Raw genomic sequence first — 15,359 nt, 5'->3', positions numbered from 1 at the left:
CTCTGTAACAATTATAACCGCAAACCCGATCTCGAACAACAATTAGGATAAGAAATATTGAAAAAAACTCATTCTAAAAGTAAATAATGCAATTTTTCCCGAAAAGAACTGCTTGAAACCGCGTTATGATCTTCCTCCTGCCGTAAAAAAGGTTCAAGCGACGCTGCATCATTATCACAACAGCCTTCACCACCCGTCTCACTAAAATCCGTTTCTCCAAAATAACGCATTAAGTATGCCCGACGACAATCTTCTGTTTGGATAAAACCTAACAGCGCCTGTAAATTTTCTTGCTTGACTAAGCGCCTTTTTTCTATTTTTTCCCTAATTTTCACTTCCGAAAGCCCAGAACGTAAAAAATAATTCAAAAATCGCTTTTCTGCTTCCGGCAAAGTTTCTTTAAGTTCATCTGGAATATGCAGTAAATTCGGATCTGGCAAATCCCGATCAGCAAGTTGACGCCGCAAAACTTCATCCCCATTTGCATAGAATAGTATCGCAACACTAGCTTGCCCGTCGCGGCCAGAACGACCAACCTCCTGCATATAAGCTTCGAGATCAGCAGGCAAATGATAGTGAATCACAAAACGAATATTCGCCTTATCAATCCCCATCCCAAACGCACTTGTTGCACAAATCAAGTCAAGCTGCCCAGAAACAAACTGCTCTTGAATCAAAATTCGGTCAAGCGGCTCCATATCCCCATGGTAAAAAGCCGCGCGCCGCCCTCTATCACGCCGCAACCTATGAGCTGTCTCCTCCGCAAGCCGTTTGCTTGAAAAATAAATAATCCCAGGTGTTCCAAGCTTATCCACAAGCTTCAGCAAAGCTTCTTCTTTCTCGCGCTTTGACGTGAATTTTTCCACTCGAAAACTAATATTAGGGCGATTAACAGAGTAAACAATTTCCTTAATGCCCATAAGCCCAAGCTGCTCTAAAATATCCTCTCGAACCCGCTTCGTCGCCGTCGCAGTTAGCACCATTGTTGTCGGATTTCCTGCCATTTCCCGAAACTCCCCAAGAAACAGATAATCCGGCCGAAAATCATGCCCCCACTGCGAAATACAATGTGCCTCATCGATCACGAAAAGACCAATTTTTTCCCGCAAGAAAGTCGCCCGAACCCCTTCACTTGCGAGCATTTCAGGTGAGAGGAAAACAAATTTGTAAGCTGAAAGATGATTTAAAATCTCATTTTTTTCAGTAGCCGATAAAAAACTATTAAGCGCAACTGCCCGTTTTTCCCCGTAAGCGCGCATACGCTCCACTTGATCCTGCATCAAGCTAAGTAGCGGCGAAACAATCACAACAAGCCCATCTAACAAGTATCCCGAAAGTTGGTAGCAAACCGTTTTCCCCATCCCAGTTGGAAGCATCGCAAAAACATCTTCACCTGTCAAAACAGTTTCTATCACTTCCTTTTGCCCTATTCGAAAAGTATCAAAGCCTAAATAGCGTTTTAATTCCTGTTCTAAATTCATGCCTTCCCTCCTGCAACCACCGCTAGTCGAATTTGATAATAATCAAGTTCCGGAAATGCTGTTTTAATTTCCTTCAAACTCAAAAAATCCCTTGCCTGAATTTCATCAACGATCATCTCTTCTGGCATTCGTGGCACCGCTTGACTTGGAAAAGTCGCTTTAATTTCCACAAAGTGATCTTCAATCGTACTTGTCCGCAAGTTTCGCATCTGCACGATTTCATCAAAATCATAGCCTTTCTTTAAAAAGCCATACGTTTTCTTCCCTGATAACGTCAAAAGTACCTCACGACGTGGCATCAAAAGTCGCAGTAGTGGATAATCATCCTTTTCGAGAAAAAGCCGGTGCAAGCCATATAAAGATTCGAAATATACGTCCTCTGTTAAAAGCGAATGGGCATCCGCAATTTGTTCAAGCGTTTCGCCGACTATTTCTCCACCTGAAAACTGATCTGTATAAAATTCCGGTTTTGAAATATAAGGTTTTGACAGCCAAGCTTCCAGTTCCAAAAACAAACGCTCATTTAAATCCGCTGCCTTTGAAAAATTAACTAGCCACTTTTTAATCCAAAACTGGGCTTTTTTATCTCGCACAACTGGCATATAGTGCTTCTTTTTATGGTGCTTATTGCTCACCACTTGAATAGCAAGCAATAGATTTTGAAAAAATAAAAGTGGTCGTTCCTGTAGCCAAAAGCCGTTCCAACCCTCCAGCTCAAAAAAAGGCGTTGCAACCGACTTTTGCACAGACCATTCCTTTGTTTCTGCCTCAATATCAAGAATACCAGCATGTCTTAGCTTCTTTAGTCGAGCCGTCAAAACCTCTTCTGTTAAAAAAGGAGAAAGCCCAAACAACGAATTGATTTTAGCTAAATGCACATCAGTAACCGCTTGACCAGTTCGCCGTCCCGTCATAACAGCATACAAAAAAGGTGTTTTTCTAGGACGCTTAAAAGCCGTTAATAGCGCCACGATATATTGATCTAAAAGTTCCACACGATTCACCTCAAGTCTTTCTCCATCATACCATAGAAACACGCGTTCTACATCTCTTTTTAAAGCATTGCGTAAAATTCAAGAAACATGCTATACTTTGCATGTAATTCACGACGAAAGGATCGATTGATTTGGCCAAATATACAATCGTTGATCAAGATACCTGCATCGCTTGCGGGGCCTGCGCACTGCATGCCCCAAATCTATACGACTACAATACAGAAGGCGTTGCTTATACCCTTTTAGATAACAATACAGGGAATATGCCCATCCCAGAATCAGAAGAAGACAATGCGTTAGAAGCAGAATTCAATTGTCCTTCCCTTTCAATAAAAATAGCGGATCACCCTTTTAAAGGTGATCCGCATGATTAATTTTTAAGCACGGTGTTCCATTTCACGGTGCTTTTTTTGATATTTTTGTTGCTCTTTTTTCGAACGATTTTTGGCAATAAAGTTTTTCATTGGTGCATAAAGTAGCATAAAGCCTGCGCTTACAATCACACCTTTTAATAAATTAAACGGAATAACCGCAGCAAAAACTAGAGCCGAAACATCCGTATTCGCTGGCAACCCACCAAGTTTCACATAAAAAGGTAGCAATACAAAGTAATTAAACACAGCCATTGCAAACGTCATGAGTAGCGTCCCAAGTGAAGCTGAAATGATAATTCCTCTTGTACCGCGAATATAGCGAAATAGATAATATATCGGAAGTGTAAAACAAATTCCCGAAAGAAAATTTGCCATTTCCCCAACCGGAATCCCAACTGGACTTCCCGAGATAATAAAATACAAGACACATTTTAATGCTTCAATCAAGAAAATAGCGAGTGGTCCGAACATCAATCCACCAATTAAAACTGGAATCTCACTGAAATCTAGTTTTAAAAACGGTGCAGTCGGCAAAATAGGAAATTGTAGCTGCATAATAATAAATGCAACTGTTCCAAATACCGCAATACTTACAAAAGTCTTCAACGAATAGTTTTTCAAGTTTAACTCTCCTTTTGGTTCATCTAAAAAGAAAGTCAGACAAGCTTTCATTAGCATTAGCCACTTCCATAAAAAAACTCTCTAACCAAAAAAGATTAGAGAGTTTTTAAGTCAACAAATAAACTGTCTACATAGACAGAAATTGAATCACTAAAGAAGACAAGCCAAAGAAAGCCGTCTACATCCTCTCCCATCCAGACTATACTGTCGGTCCTGGAATTTCACCAGCGTCAACCGCTAAAAAAGCAGATCGTGGACTTTAACCACCGGTCGGGAATTACACCCTGCCCCGAAGATGAACAATATGAATTTTATGTGTGCCAAGTTACACAAAACATGAACACATTATTTATTGTACCACGAAAGTTAAATTTGGCAACCCCTTTTCTTACCAAGGGATATCCGTCTTGAGTGCATTTGCAAGACTCCGACTAGCTTTTAGCCTTTCCTTTCGCGCTGCAGCACGCGCTTTTGCCCCACTATGAATCATTTGTTCTTCTTCGCTTTCTGGAACGACTTCAGGCACTTCAACAGGCTTCCCGTCATCTCCAATCGCCACAAAAGTCAAAAAAGAAGTAGCTGCAAGATAACGTTCACCCGTCATCAAATTCTCAGAAATCACCTTCACAAAAATCTCCATAGAGGTTCTACCTACTGATGCCACATAAGATTCCAAACAAACGGAATGGTCATTTTTAATCGGCTTCAAAAAGTCAACCGAATCCGTCGATGCGGTAACAATCCCAACACGACAATGTCTTGAAGCGCTGATTGATGCAGTGTCATCAATATAAGTCATCAATTTCCCACCAAAAAGTGTATTATGATTATTTGTATCTTGCGGGAACACTCGGCTTGTCTTAATCACCAAAGATTCCTTACAAGTTTTTTGTTTACGTTCTGTCAATTTAATTCCCCCTCTATTCATTTAACGGCAGACTTATAATAAATGATGAACCTTTACCTACCGTACTTTCCACCGTAATTTGCCCATTATGCGCATTCACGATATTCTTTACAATCGCAAGCCCAATCCCTGTTCCTGCCTTCCCTCTTGTTCGTGCTTTATCCGCTTTATAAAAGCGTTCAAACAAATATGGAATATCCGCTTCTGCAATCCCCGTTCCATTATCACTAACTGAAATAAGCAACTGCTCATTCGCATAATCTACGTGCTCGTGTACTGTAACCTTACCCACTTCTCCATCGTTTCCAGTATGCTGAATCGCATTCATGATTAAATTGATCAAAACCTGTTCCAAACGATCTCGGTCAAAAGCGTAGCGTATCTCTGGATCGTCAGCTTCCAGTTTCAATTCCACATTATTTTCCTTCGAAAGCACATCAAAGTTGGAAAGAATTTTCTTCAAGAACGGAACCAGTTCCGTTTCGCGCTTATCAAGTTGAGTAAATCCAGCTTCCATCCGCGAAAGATCAAGCATTTCATTGACTAAACGCCCAATCCGTAGCGACTCTTCATTAATAATTTGTGCAAATTCCCTGACCTCATCTTCTGTTTGTGCCACCCCATCAATAATCGCTTCACTATAACCTTGAAGCATGGAAATAGGAGTTCTTAGCTCATGCGAGATATTGCTGACAAAATCGCTTTTTGTTTTTTCAAGTCGTTTTTCTTCGGTCATGTCGCGAATAACCGTGACAATGCTGCGCACATTATCCCCGCTATAGAGCAGTGTCATAATTGCAACAAAGGTTTGATCTCCAAAGGAAATTTCGCCCACTGTTTCTGTGCGCTTGCTCAAAATTTCGTCAAGCATTTGATTTAGCTTCTCGGGCACTAATACCTTTTCTTCGTTTTCTTGCGAGAAAAACCAACTATGTAAAAATTCTTCTGCTGGTGGATTGCTCAAAATAATTGTTTTATCAATATTAAACTTGATAACACCATCTGCCATGCCGACAAGAATATTAGAGAGCTGCTCTTTTTCCTGCCTGAGCGCACTCATATTATATTTTAGTTGCTTTGCCATGTCGTTAAACGCAAGCCCAAGATCACCAATTTCATCATGTGTATAGCTCGGAACCCTGTTATCAAAGTTGCCGCGCGAAACCGCAACCGCAATTTTTTTCATTTCACGAAGTGGGAACGCCATGCGTGAAGAAAAAATAAACGATAGTAAAGAAGTAATTAAAATCGCACCAATTCCTGCAAGAATGAGAGTCCGTGTTGCTTTTTTTGTGACATTTAAAATTTCATGAAATGACTTGTATAAATAAACGACACCCGTTTCACCATTATCTAACTGAAACGTTTTTGCGTAAAGTTCGATGGACATATTCTCCGGATTTTCTTCAAAATCATATTTCATTAACAGATCTGGAGATGATTCAAGCGCTTCATTCAGTTTTTTATTTTGTGTTAAACGATCAATAGAGCTTTTTGAGATTGAATCCTTCGATTCTTTCGTGAAAACATTCGTGCCGTCTTGAGCAATAATAACTCCCACCGAATCATCTAACATATCCAGTGACTTGCTCGCTTGACTGCCAGATTTTATAACTGCATCATCTTCTTGCATTACTTTGACGATTTTATTAGCCGTATCTTTCATTTCATTTTCAATTTCATTTAAATTGTTTTTTTCATAGATTACCGCGACAAGGAAGCCACAAATGACTAGCACACCAATGAGGAGCAGGATCGTTGTGCTCCAAATTTTTCCCACTATGCTATTCCAAAACTTCAACTCATTTACGCCTCCCTTGGCCATTTAAAAATGAACAGGCGCGTTGTAGAAATTGACAAATTGCAATCTTTACATAACCTGCTCATCTCTATTCGGATTTATTCTTCCGGAATTTCAAATTTATAACCTAAACCCCAAACCGTTACGATCATTTTGGCTGCATCTTCTGAGATATCAAGTAACTTTTCTCTTAACCGCTTGACGTGTGTATCAATCGTGCGCAAATCGCCAAAAAATTCATAACGCCATACTTCTTTTAGGAGAGATTCACGGTCAAAAACCTTATCCGGCGACTTCGCCAAATAATAAAGCAAATCATATTCTTTAGGTGTCAAGTTTACTTCAATGCCATCAACAATAACTCGGTGAGCTTCATTGTCAATGCTTAAATGTGGAAAATTAATAATATCTCCGGGAACAGATGCAACAACACTTGTGTCGTTCCTCTTTGCCCGTCTAAGTACAGCCTTCACGCGAAGCACCACTTCACGCGGACTAAATGGTTTTACAATGTAATCATCGGCTCCTACTTCAAAGCCTTGCACGCGGTTTGCTTCTTCTCCTTTAGCTGTTAACATGACTACAGGTGTGGATTTGTATTCCCGTAATTCTCTACAAACCTCAATCCCATCTTTGCCAGGCATCATCAAATCAAGAAGTATTACTTCATAGTCGTTGTTGAGTGCCATCTGTAGCGCCTCATCCCCGTCACTTGCTTCGTCAATGCGGAAATTTTCTCGCTCCAAATACATTTTTAAAAGGCGGCGAATTCTATCTTCATCATCAACAACAAGCACTTTTATTTGATCACTCATAAGTACTCATCCCCCAAGTTCTCTTTTTCATTTCATCAGGCAGGGTAAGTTCAACTTCCTTCATCAGAAAAAAGTGCCTTTCTTCCCTTACATCTTCAAAAGTACCCACATACTTTTTTAAGAATAGCCATGATTAACAAAACATCTACATTTTGAATTATACATGTTTTTATACAAACAATCTATTAGAAACTTTACCACTTCCCTGAAAATTTATTCAGCCTTGTGGTTTCTGACCAAATTTGGCAAGTGATTTTAGTTGTTTGACTTCATGATGGCTTAGTTCACGGCTCTCTCCCGCATTCAAGTGACGTAAATCAAGAAATCCATAGGCTTCACGTGTTAGTTTTTGCACAGGATGCCCAATCGCTTCGAACATTTTACGCACTTGTCGGTTCCTGCCTTCATGAATCGTAATTTCGATAATAGCTTTTTGTTTAGCTTTATCAAATGACAGCTGGCGCACTTTGGCTTTAGCCGTTTTCTTGCCTTCAATCACGATCCCACGTGCAAGTTGTTGCAGCTTTTCTTTTTCAGGAATTCCTTTTACACGAGCAACATAGCGTTTTTCAACATTATACTTTGGATGCATCAGTAAATTAGCAAATTCTCCATCGTTTGTCATAAGTAACAATCCTGATGTTTCATAATCAAGTCTTCCCACAGGATAAAGTCGCTCAGGAATGTCATCAAAATAATCGGTTACAACACTTCTTCCTTTATCATCGGTTACAGCTGAAACAACGCCTCGTGGTTTATAGAGCAAAAAGTAGCGTTTCTCTTCTTTTGTTAATTCAATGCCTTCCACTTCTACCCGGTCAGAATCACTTACCTTTACACCGAGTTCTGTGACTAGTTTCCCGTTTACTTTTACTTTTCCGTCTTGAATCATTTGCTCCGCTTTCCGTCTCGAAGCCACACCAGCATTTGCAATGACCTTTTGGAGTCTTTCCCTTTCCATTATTCTTTTTCCTCCTTTTGACTAAACCGGTCAAAGAACAAGTCTAGCTCATCTTGTCCCGTATCTTCGCTTTGCTCTGCAAGCTTCGGCAAGTCTTCTAAGCTTTTCAATCCAAATGCATCTAAAAATTCATTCGTTGTGATATATAGTTTCGCGCGCCCTGCACCTTCAGCACGGCCCTTATCTGCAACAAGTCCACGCGCTACAAGCGTACGAATCGGGCCATCTGTTTGTACGCCCCGGACTTCATCAACTTCCATCCGTGTAATCGGCTGTTTATATGCAATAATAGCAAGCGTCTCTAGTGAAGCTTGTGAAAGTGATGTAGCATGCGGAGCCTCAACCAGTTTTTTCAAGTAAGGCGCGTAGTCCTTTTTCGTTGCCAGTTGAAAAGCGCCAGCCAGTTCAAGTAGAACAAGACCACTTGCAGGACTTTCCTCGTATTTTTCGCTAAGTGTTTCTAGTAAATTGAGGGCCTCAATGTAAGTCACTTCCATAACTTCTGTAAGTTGTTTCGTGGATAATCCTTCATCGCCTGCTGCAAAAAGCAAGCTTTCAAGAATCCCTAACTGCTCTTCTTTATTCACCTTGATTATCTCTACCTTTCACATACAAATCGGAAAAACTCGACTCTTGCTCCACTAAAACCAGTTCACGCTTCATGAGTTCAAGTAAAGCTAGAAATGTCACAACCAGTTCTTCACGCGTTTGCTCTTCAAATAAATCTTCAAATTTAATTTTGCCAGAAACGGCCTGAAGTTGTTTCATCACATCATCCATCCGCGTATCAATAGAAATTTCTTGCGTCGTGATGCGTGTATGAAGCGGCTTACTAAGCTTTTGTCTACGAAGTAACTTATTAAACGCACCCAGCATATCATTGATGGATACATCTAAATCGAAAGCTTTCGTTTCAGCTTCATATTCCGATAAATCCATTGGCGCTTTGCTAAAATAAAACCCGCGCTCATTTTCCTTATCCTTAAGTTCGCGCGCCGCTTCTTTATAGCGCTTGTATTCCATAAGGCGTTCAACTAGCTCATCACGCGGGTCAAGTTCTGGGTCAAATTCGTCAAAGTCCTCCTCAAGTTCTTGCTTAGGGAGGAGCATTTTACTTTTAATTGCAAGGAGCGTAGCAGCCATCACCAAGTATTCACTTGCGACATCTAACTCTAAAATTTGCATCGTATGAATGTATTCCATGTACTGCTCTGTAATATCTGCGACCGGAATATCATAAATATCCACTTCAAGCTTGCCGATTAAGTGCAGCAACAAATCAAGCGGTCCTTCAAAAGCATCTACCTTCAATTTCATTTCCATCTTTATCTATCCACCTCAGTAAAGCGGCAAATCGTTTCGCACCAAATCTTCATAAGACTCTCTTCGAACGACAAGCCGACTAACGCCATCTTCCACAAACACAACGGGCGGTCTCGGAATGCGATTATAATTATTAGCCATTGAATAGCCGTAAGCTCCTGTACAAAATACAGCGAGCACATCCCCCGCATTTGATTTTGGAAGCGGTAAATCCCAGATCAACATATCTCCCGATTCACAACATTTCCCAGCAATCGCAACCGTTTCTTCTGTTTCTTGAAGCGGTGCCTCAGCAAGAACCGCCTCATAGTGCGCTTCATAAAGTGCAGGGCGAATATTATCGCTCATGCCGCCATCAACAGCTAAGTAGCTTCGAATCCCCGGCACTTCTTTACGTGAGCCTACCTTGTAAAGAGTGGTTCCCGCCTCCCCGACGAGAGATCTTCCCGGCTCAATCCAAATTTCTGGTACAGCAAGTCCGTTTGCTAGTGCCATTTTTTTAACTTCCTTCACGATTTCACGCACGTAAACTTCCGGTTCAAGCGGTTCATCTTCTTCCGTATAACGAACACCGAAACCACCGCCAAGATTGAGTACTTTTGAGTCAAAGTTCAATTTCTTATGCCATACTACAAGTTGTTCCATGATTCGGTGTGCCGCCATGATAAAACCCGTTGTCTCAAAAATTTGTGATCCGATATGACAATGGAGACCGGTACAGTCAAACACATGTGCATTTGCAAGTACTTCTTCAATCGCGCGCTCTGCTTGTCCGTTTGTCAAACCAAAGCCAAACTTCGAATCATCTTGCCCTGTTAAAATGTAGTCGTGCGTATGAGCTTCAATTCCTGGTGTGACCCGAATCAACACTTGTATTTTTGTTTTTCGCTCTTCAAGCAATCCCTTTAAAAGTTCGATTTCATAAAAATTATCAATCACAATGCAGCCAATTTGGTAATCAAGCGCCATTTCTATTTCATGAAGCGTTTTATTGTTGCCGTGAAAATGAATTCGTTCTGCCGGAAATCCCGCTTGAATCGCCGTGTAAAGCTCTCCACCAGAAACAACATCTAGCGAAAGACCTTCTTCTGCCATAAGCTCGTACATCGCAACAGAAGAAAAAGCTTTACTCGCATAAGCGACTTGCGCTTGCACATTTAATTCTGCAAACGTTTGTTTAAACCCACGTGCTCGTTCCCGGATTAACGCAACATCGTACACGTAAAGCGGGGTTCCATACCTTTTGGCAAGCTCTAGCGTGTTCACCCCTCCGATTTCGAGATGTCCGGCTTCATTTACATCCATCGTTCCAAACCTTTCAAAAGTCAAACCTGTCCCCGCCTTTCGTCTTTAAAATTCATATTTGCGTTAAAGTTCCTTCTTATAGTAGCACAAACCGTCTACCTGAAACAATAACAATCTTTAGAAAAGAATAAATCCAATTTCTCTCCTTTCAAGAAACCAATACTTTCCCCTCAAGACTTTTTCGTTTAAAAAAAACTCAGCCCGTGTTTCTTGCAGAAAAAAACCGTTTCCCCTGACACAAACAGAAAAAACGGCTTTTTTAGCTACATATCCTTTAAAATCGCTCGAACATAAGTGAGGAACGTTTGTTGCACACGATCTGTTGTTTCAATAACCTCACTATGCGAAAGCGGCTGATCTAAAATCCCAGCAGCCATGTTCGTAATGCACGAAATCCCAAGCACCTTAAGCCCAGCATGATTCGCAATAATCACCTCAGGTACCGTTGACATTCCAACAGCATCCGCCCCAAGCGTCCGGATCATTCGAATCTCGGCTGGCGTTTCATACGTTGGTCCGCTGAATCCAGCATAAACACCTTCACGTATTTCAATTCCTAAGTCTTGGGCAATGAGACGTGCCGCCTCACGTAGCTCAAGTGAATACGCTTCAGACATATCCGGAAAGCGCGGACCAAAATGGTCATTATTTTTTCCAATCAACGGATTTGTTCCGATAAAATTGATGTGATCTGAAATCAGCATCAAATCGCCTGCTTGATAAAGCTCGTTCACACCACCTGCCGCATTCGTGACAATCAAATGCGTCACACCAAGTTCCTTCATTACACGAACTGGAAAAGTAACTTCTTCCATGCTATATCCTTCATAAAAATGAAATCTACCCTGCATAGCTACGACTTCTTTTTGCTCGAGCTCACCAAATACAAATTGACCCGCATGTCCAGAAACAGTTGAAACTGGGAAATGTGGGATCTCCTCATAAGAAAGCTTTGTTGGATTTTTAATTTCATCCCCTAAAACACCGAGACCAGAACCTAGAATCAAACCAATTTTTGGCTCTCCTGAATAATGTGATCGAATTTTACTAACCGCTTCATTTAATTTATCCATACTCATCTCACTTCAAACTCCCATCTTTTTTAATTCAATTCCTTTATTCGTCATGCACGCGGATGATACTTTTTGTAAACATCTTTAAGTCGTGCTTTTGTTACATGTGTATAAATTTGTGTGGTAGAAATATCTGCATGACCGAGAAGCTCCTGCACAGACCTCAAATCCGCCCCGTTTTCAAGGAGATGCGTTGCAAAAGAGTGACGTAACGTATGCGGTGTAATCGGTTTATCAATGCCAGCTTTTAACGCCATTTGTTTAAGATTTTTCCAAAACCCTTGGCGCGTCATTCCCATGCCATGATGATTTAAAAACACAAAATCATTGCGTGATTTCGAGCGATAAAGCTTTGGTCTACCTGACTCAAGATAGCTTTCAACGGCTTTTGTAGCCGTTCCTCCAAGCGGAATAATTCGCTCTTTATTCCCCTTACCAATCGTCTGAATAAAACCCATATGTAAATGAAGATCATCCAGTTTTAAATGAATCAGTTCAGAAACACGTAGCCCTGTCGCATAGAGCACCTCAAGCATGGCTTGATCCCGAAGACCAAACACAGTCTTTGTGTCAGGCGTCTCAAGCAGCTTTTCAACGTCCTGATAATTTAGCACCTTTGGAAGCCCTTGACGTTGTTTGGGCGTTTCAATTTGAATCATCGGATCATGCGGCACCTTGCCATCATGAAGCAAAAAATGGAAGAACGAGCGAAGAGAGGCAATATAGCGTGCGACCGTCCGAGGCGATTTCCCTCTTTCACGAGCAAAATTCATGAATGAAACAATTTCCCTTCGCGACACAAGATCAGGCCGTTCGATTCCTTCTTCTTCCTTTAAATAGACGGCAAAAAAATGCAAATCACGCGCATAAGCTTTTCGTGTGTTTTCTGACAACCCACGTTCGACCGTTAAAAAATGTAAAAAATCTTCAATCCATTCGTCCATAGTCTCGCCTCCCGCTTTTCCATTTTATCACGAAACGAAACAGGAATGAACTTTAAACCTAAGAAATCCCACAAGAAAAGGCGCCTCATTTTCTGTTCCGCCTAAACGTTTTCCTTGCTCGATTAAATAGCAAAACGAGCATCAGCTAGAGCTGATGCTCGTTCAGTTCTTTTTCTTTCCATTTGCGCGACACTTCGAACAAACGCCTTGAAAAGTTAACCTGTGATCCTTCACAAGAAAATGCCATTTCGCTTCCACCACTTTTTCTACCTCTTCAAGTAAATCTTCTTGAATTTCTTCGACAGAACCACATTCTAGGCAAACCAAGTGGTGATGAAAATGCTTAGCCCCTTCTTTGCGCAAATCAAAACGTGAAACCCCATCTCCAAAATTAATTTTATCAACCACGCGTAGTTCAGTTAAAAGTTCGAGAGTCCGGTAAACCGTTGCAAGTCCAGTATCAGGAGCGATTTCTTTCACTCGCATAAATACCTCTTCCGCACTCAAATGCTCTTTTTCATCTTCTAAAAGAACGCGCACAGTCGCCTCACGTTGTGGAGTTAACTTGTAACTTGCATCATGCAGTTGCGCTTTAATTCGGTTAATCCGTCCTTCCATCACTCAGAACCTCCCTTAAACTTTATTTTTTCATTCTCAATTGACTTTTTTATATTAAAATAATTCTAATTAAAAAACAAGACTAAATTTTAATTTTCCGCTTTAAAATTCTTGATTCACGTTCTGCTATCTATGTTTAAAAAGATACCATATATTCTCATTCCTGTCCACAGTGATTATCAATTAATTAAAAAATAGCTTCTTTTTAGAATAATTATCATCTATTACTTTACTAGAATTACTTGAAACTTATCCGCAAAACTCTTATACTTAAAACACTGAGAATGATTATCACTTTTTATAAAGGTGGAATATAAGTGGAAGAATTTTACACGGAGAACTTACAAATCGCTTACGATAAGCGAATTATCGTAGAATCGCTTAATATAGAAATTCCTAAAGGACAAATCACTGCACTAGTTGGTGCTAACGGTTCTGGAAAGTCCACCATCTTAAAAACCATGGCTCGCTTAATTAAACCTAGCAAGGGAGCTGTTTTTTTAGATGGAAAAAAAATTCATCAAGAACCAACAAAGCAAATCGCAAAAGAATTAGCTATCCTTCCACAAAACCCTTCTGCACCAGATGGCTTAACTATCGAAGAATTGATTCTTTATGGACGAAGCCCGCATCAAACTGGGTTCAAGTCTCGCTCAAAAGTGGATAATGAAATGATTCACTGGGCTCTTAAAATGACGAATTTGCTTGATTTAAAAGAACGTCCGCTTGATCAATTATCTGGTGGTCAAAGACAACGCGCTTGGATTGCCATGGCTCTCGCACAAGACACAGAAATTGTTTTCTTGGATGAACCGACAACTTTTCTTGATATGACACATCAACTTGATGTCATGAATATTTTAAAAGAGCTTAATCAAGTTGAGCAAAAAACAATCGTCATGGTCGTGCACGATTTGAATCACGCCTCTCGTTATGCCACACATATGATCGCGATCAAAGATGGACAAGTAGCTGCAAGCGGTGCCCCCGTTGACGTTATGACTGAGGAAACACTTGAAGCCGTCTTCAATGTAAAAGCCGATATCGTTCTTGATCCAAGAACTGGCGTACCCATCTGCATTCCATATGAAACGTGTAGCGGATGTGAAATCAAAGATGTTGTAAGGGAGCTTGAACCAGATGTCCTCACTATTTGATGTTACAATTATTGGCGCTGGCCCCGTTGGACTTTACACAGCTTTTTACAGCGGATTGCGTGCCCTAAAAACCAAAGTCATTGATGCTGAGCCAGATGTAGGAGGGAAAATCCGCTATTTCTATCCAGATAAAAACATTCACGATGTAGGGGGAATTGCGGAAATAACAGGAGCAGAACTTGTTCAAAATTTTAAGATGCAAGCAGAAACATTTGAACCTGAATTTGTGCTTGGGAAACGAGTTACCTCTCTCGAAAAGCAACAAGATGAAACCTTCCTTTTGAAAACAGAAGACGGAGAACTTCATTATTCCAAAACCGTAATCATCGCTTGTGGGAGTGGGACTTATGAAGTGAATCCACTAATAGCAGAAAATGCTGCTTTACATCACGCAAAAACGCACTACCACTTACGTGACCTCGAACAATTTCGCGGTAAAAAAGTAGTTGTTTCTGGTGGTGGTGATGCGGCAATTGATGCCGCCTTTACATTACTGCCTATTGCTAAAACTGTAGATTTAATTTATCGAGGTGAGAATTTTAAAGGTTATGAAAAACGAGCTAGCGATCTACTTACCTCTAAAATCCAAGTTCATCTACAACATGAAATCACGGCATTAAATGAAGGAAGCGAGCTAGAAACCGTCACAGTTTGCGCTAAAGCATCTGGCAAAGAGTCTACACTTTCCTGTGAAGCCTTATTTATCAGCCACGGAGTTGAAGTGGATTTTAGTTTCACAAAAAACTGGGGACTACACACCGCCGATTGGGGAATCCAAGTCAATCCCTTTATGCAAACCAATCTTCCGGGCGTCTATGCGTGTGGAGATGCAGCTGCCTATTCACGAAAAATCCGAATCATCTCAGCAGGATTGCATGAAGGAGCTATCGCCGTAAATAGCGCTAAACAATATCTTGATCCAGATGCTGCAAATGAAGCTATGGTCAGCACGCACCATGACCATTTCACAAACTAAACAAAAAC

16 protein-coding genes and 1 riboswitch are annotated in these 15,359 nt (G+C 40.8%); of the genes, 3 read left to right on the top strand and 13 right to left on the bottom strand.

Annotation, left to right across the window (positions count from 1 at the left end; genetic code table 11):
* Nucleotides 1-68 precede the first annotated feature (68 nt).
* Both HB912_RS02435 and HB912_RS13345 read right to left on the bottom strand, forming a co-directional pair.
* The gene (locus HB912_RS02435) at nt 69-1,481 is read right to left on the bottom strand and encodes a RecQ family ATP-dependent DNA helicase (protein WP_185372050.1); all 1,413 of its coding nucleotides are present in this window, start codon (nt 1,479-1,481) and stop codon (nt 69-71) included.
* Nucleotides 1,478-2,518 (bottom strand): helix-turn-helix domain-containing protein, encoded by a 1,041-nt coding sequence (locus HB912_RS13345; RefSeq protein ID WP_185372049.1) that lies wholly within the window; start codon nt 2,516-2,518, stop codon nt 1,478-1,480. The genes HB912_RS02435 and HB912_RS13345 overlap by 4 nt, the downstream gene beginning before the upstream one ends.
* 89 nt (nt 2,519-2,607) lie before the next feature.
* Here HB912_RS13345 and HB912_RS02425 point away from each other — a divergent pair, with 89 nt between their 5' ends.
* Nucleotides 2,608-2,850: a ferredoxin gene (locus HB912_RS02425; RefSeq protein WP_036071849.1), complete on the top strand. Its 243-nt coding sequence runs from the start codon at nt 2,608-2,610 to the stop codon at nt 2,848-2,850.
* A gap of 3 nt (nt 2,851-2,853) precedes the next feature.
* On the opposite strand, the gene HB912_RS02420 is transcribed toward HB912_RS02425, so the two are convergent.
* From HB912_RS02420 to fur, 11 genes are all read right to left on the bottom strand, one after another.
* Complete coding sequence (locus tag HB912_RS02420; protein ID WP_185372048.1) at nt 2,854-3,471, bottom strand: ECF transporter S component; 618 nt, start codon at nt 3,469-3,471, stop codon at nt 2,854-2,856.
* 178 nt (nt 3,472-3,649) lie between these two features.
* Nucleotides 3,650-3,772: riboswitch (FMN riboswitch) on the bottom strand.
* A gap of 87 nt (nt 3,773-3,859) precedes the next feature.
* Entirely contained in the window at nt 3,860-4,399 is a 540-nt protein-coding gene (locus HB912_RS02415) for an acyl-CoA thioesterase (protein ID WP_420911927.1), read from the bottom strand.
* Entirely contained in the window at nt 4,392-6,179 is a 1,788-nt protein-coding gene (locus HB912_RS02410) for an ATP-binding protein (RefSeq protein ID WP_185372047.1), read from the bottom strand. The genes HB912_RS02415 and HB912_RS02410 overlap by 8 nt, the downstream gene beginning before the upstream one ends.
* A 98-nt stretch (nt 6,180-6,277) precedes the next feature.
* Nucleotides 6,278-6,994, bottom strand: a complete 717-nt coding sequence (locus HB912_RS02405; protein ID WP_036071860.1) for a response regulator transcription factor — start codon at nt 6,992-6,994, stop codon at nt 6,278-6,280.
* Between the two features lie 217 nt (nt 6,995-7,211).
* Nucleotides 7,212-7,955, bottom strand: coding sequence for a pseudouridine synthase (locus HB912_RS02400; protein ID WP_185372046.1), 744 nt, complete (start codon nt 7,953-7,955; stop codon nt 7,212-7,214).
* Complete coding sequence (gene scpB, locus HB912_RS02395; RefSeq protein WP_185372045.1) at nt 7,955-8,542, bottom strand: SMC-Scp complex subunit ScpB; 588 nt, start codon at nt 8,540-8,542, stop codon at nt 7,955-7,957. Before scpB ends, HB912_RS02400 begins: the two co-directional genes overlap by 1 nt.
* Entirely contained in the window at nt 8,535-9,278 is a 744-nt protein-coding gene (locus HB912_RS02390; protein ID WP_185372044.1) for a segregation/condensation protein A, read from the bottom strand. Before HB912_RS02390 ends, scpB begins: the two co-directional genes overlap by 8 nt.
* A 15-nt stretch (nt 9,279-9,293) precedes the next feature.
* The gene (gene lysA, locus HB912_RS02385; RefSeq protein WP_185372043.1) at nt 9,294-10,607 is read right to left on the bottom strand and encodes a diaminopimelate decarboxylase; all 1,314 of its coding nucleotides are present in this window, start codon (nt 10,605-10,607) and stop codon (nt 9,294-9,296) included.
* Between the two features lie 239 nt (nt 10,608-10,846).
* A complete protein-coding gene (locus HB912_RS02380) occupies nt 10,847-11,662 on the bottom strand; it encodes a purine-nucleoside phosphorylase (RefSeq protein ID WP_185372042.1) in 816 nt (271 codons plus the stop codon).
* Between the two features lie 44 nt (nt 11,663-11,706).
* Complete coding sequence (xerD, locus tag HB912_RS02375) at nt 11,707-12,600, bottom strand: site-specific tyrosine recombinase XerD (RefSeq protein WP_036071872.1); 894 nt, start codon at nt 12,598-12,600, stop codon at nt 11,707-11,709.
* Nucleotides 12,601-12,762: 162 nt separating this feature from the next.
* Nucleotides 12,763-13,218, bottom strand: coding sequence for a ferric iron uptake transcriptional regulator (gene fur, locus HB912_RS02370; RefSeq protein WP_036071873.1), 456 nt, complete (start codon nt 13,216-13,218; stop codon nt 12,763-12,765).
* A gap of 317 nt (nt 13,219-13,535) precedes the next feature.
* Here fur and HB912_RS02365 point away from each other — a divergent pair, with 317 nt between their 5' ends.
* Together HB912_RS02365 and HB912_RS02360 are read left to right on the top strand one after the other, a co-directional pair.
* Complete coding sequence (locus tag HB912_RS02365) at nt 13,536-14,375, top strand: ATP-binding cassette domain-containing protein (protein WP_185372041.1); 840 nt, start codon at nt 13,536-13,538, stop codon at nt 14,373-14,375.
* A complete protein-coding gene (locus tag HB912_RS02360; RefSeq protein WP_185372040.1) occupies nt 14,359-15,351 on the top strand; it encodes an NAD(P)/FAD-dependent oxidoreductase in 993 nt (330 codons plus the stop codon). Before HB912_RS02365 ends, HB912_RS02360 begins: the two co-directional genes overlap by 17 nt.
* Nucleotides 15,352-15,359 lie beyond the last annotated feature (8 nt).

Source organism: Listeria aquatica (genome assembly GCF_014223975.1).
Taxonomy (GTDB): Bacteria; Bacillota; Bacilli; order Lactobacillales; family Listeriaceae; genus Listeria; species Listeria aquatica.
Note: the sequence above shows the minus strand (reverse complement) of the source record. Positions and strands in the feature narration are given on the sequence as shown.

Excerpts from the sequence above, each read along its gene's own strand:
- HB912_RS02390 (WP_185372044.1), bottom strand. The coding sequence starts at position 9,278 with ATGGAAATGAAATTGAAGGTAGATGCTTTTGAAGGACCGCTTGATTTG.
- HB912_RS02400 (WP_185372046.1), bottom strand. The coding sequence starts at position 7,955 with ATGGAAAGGGAAAGACTCCAAAAGGTCATTGCAAATGCTGGTGTGGCT.
- xerD (WP_036071872.1), bottom strand. The coding sequence starts at position 12,600 with ATGGACGAATGGATTGAAGATTTTTTACATTTTTTAACGGTCGAACGT.
- HB912_RS02360 (WP_185372040.1), top strand. The coding sequence starts at position 14,359 with ATGTCCTCACTATTTGATGTTACAATTATTGGCGCTGGCCCCGTTGGA.
- fur (WP_036071873.1), bottom strand. The coding sequence starts at position 13,218 with ATGGAAGGACGGATTAACCGAATTAAAGCGCAACTGCATGATGCAAGT.
- HB912_RS02415 (WP_420911927.1), bottom strand. The coding sequence starts at position 4,399 with ATGAATAGAGGGGGAATTAAATTGACAGAACGTAAACAAAAAACTTGT.
- HB912_RS02380 (WP_185372042.1), bottom strand. The coding sequence starts at position 11,662 with ATGAGTATGGATAAATTAAATGAAGCGGTTAGTAAAATTCGATCACAT.
- HB912_RS02405 (WP_036071860.1), bottom strand. The coding sequence starts at position 6,994 with ATGAGTGATCAAATAAAAGTGCTTGTTGTTGATGATGAAGATAGAATT.
- HB912_RS02435 (WP_185372050.1), bottom strand. The coding sequence starts at position 1,481 with ATGAATTTAGAACAGGAATTAAAACGCTATTTAGGCTTTGATACTTTT.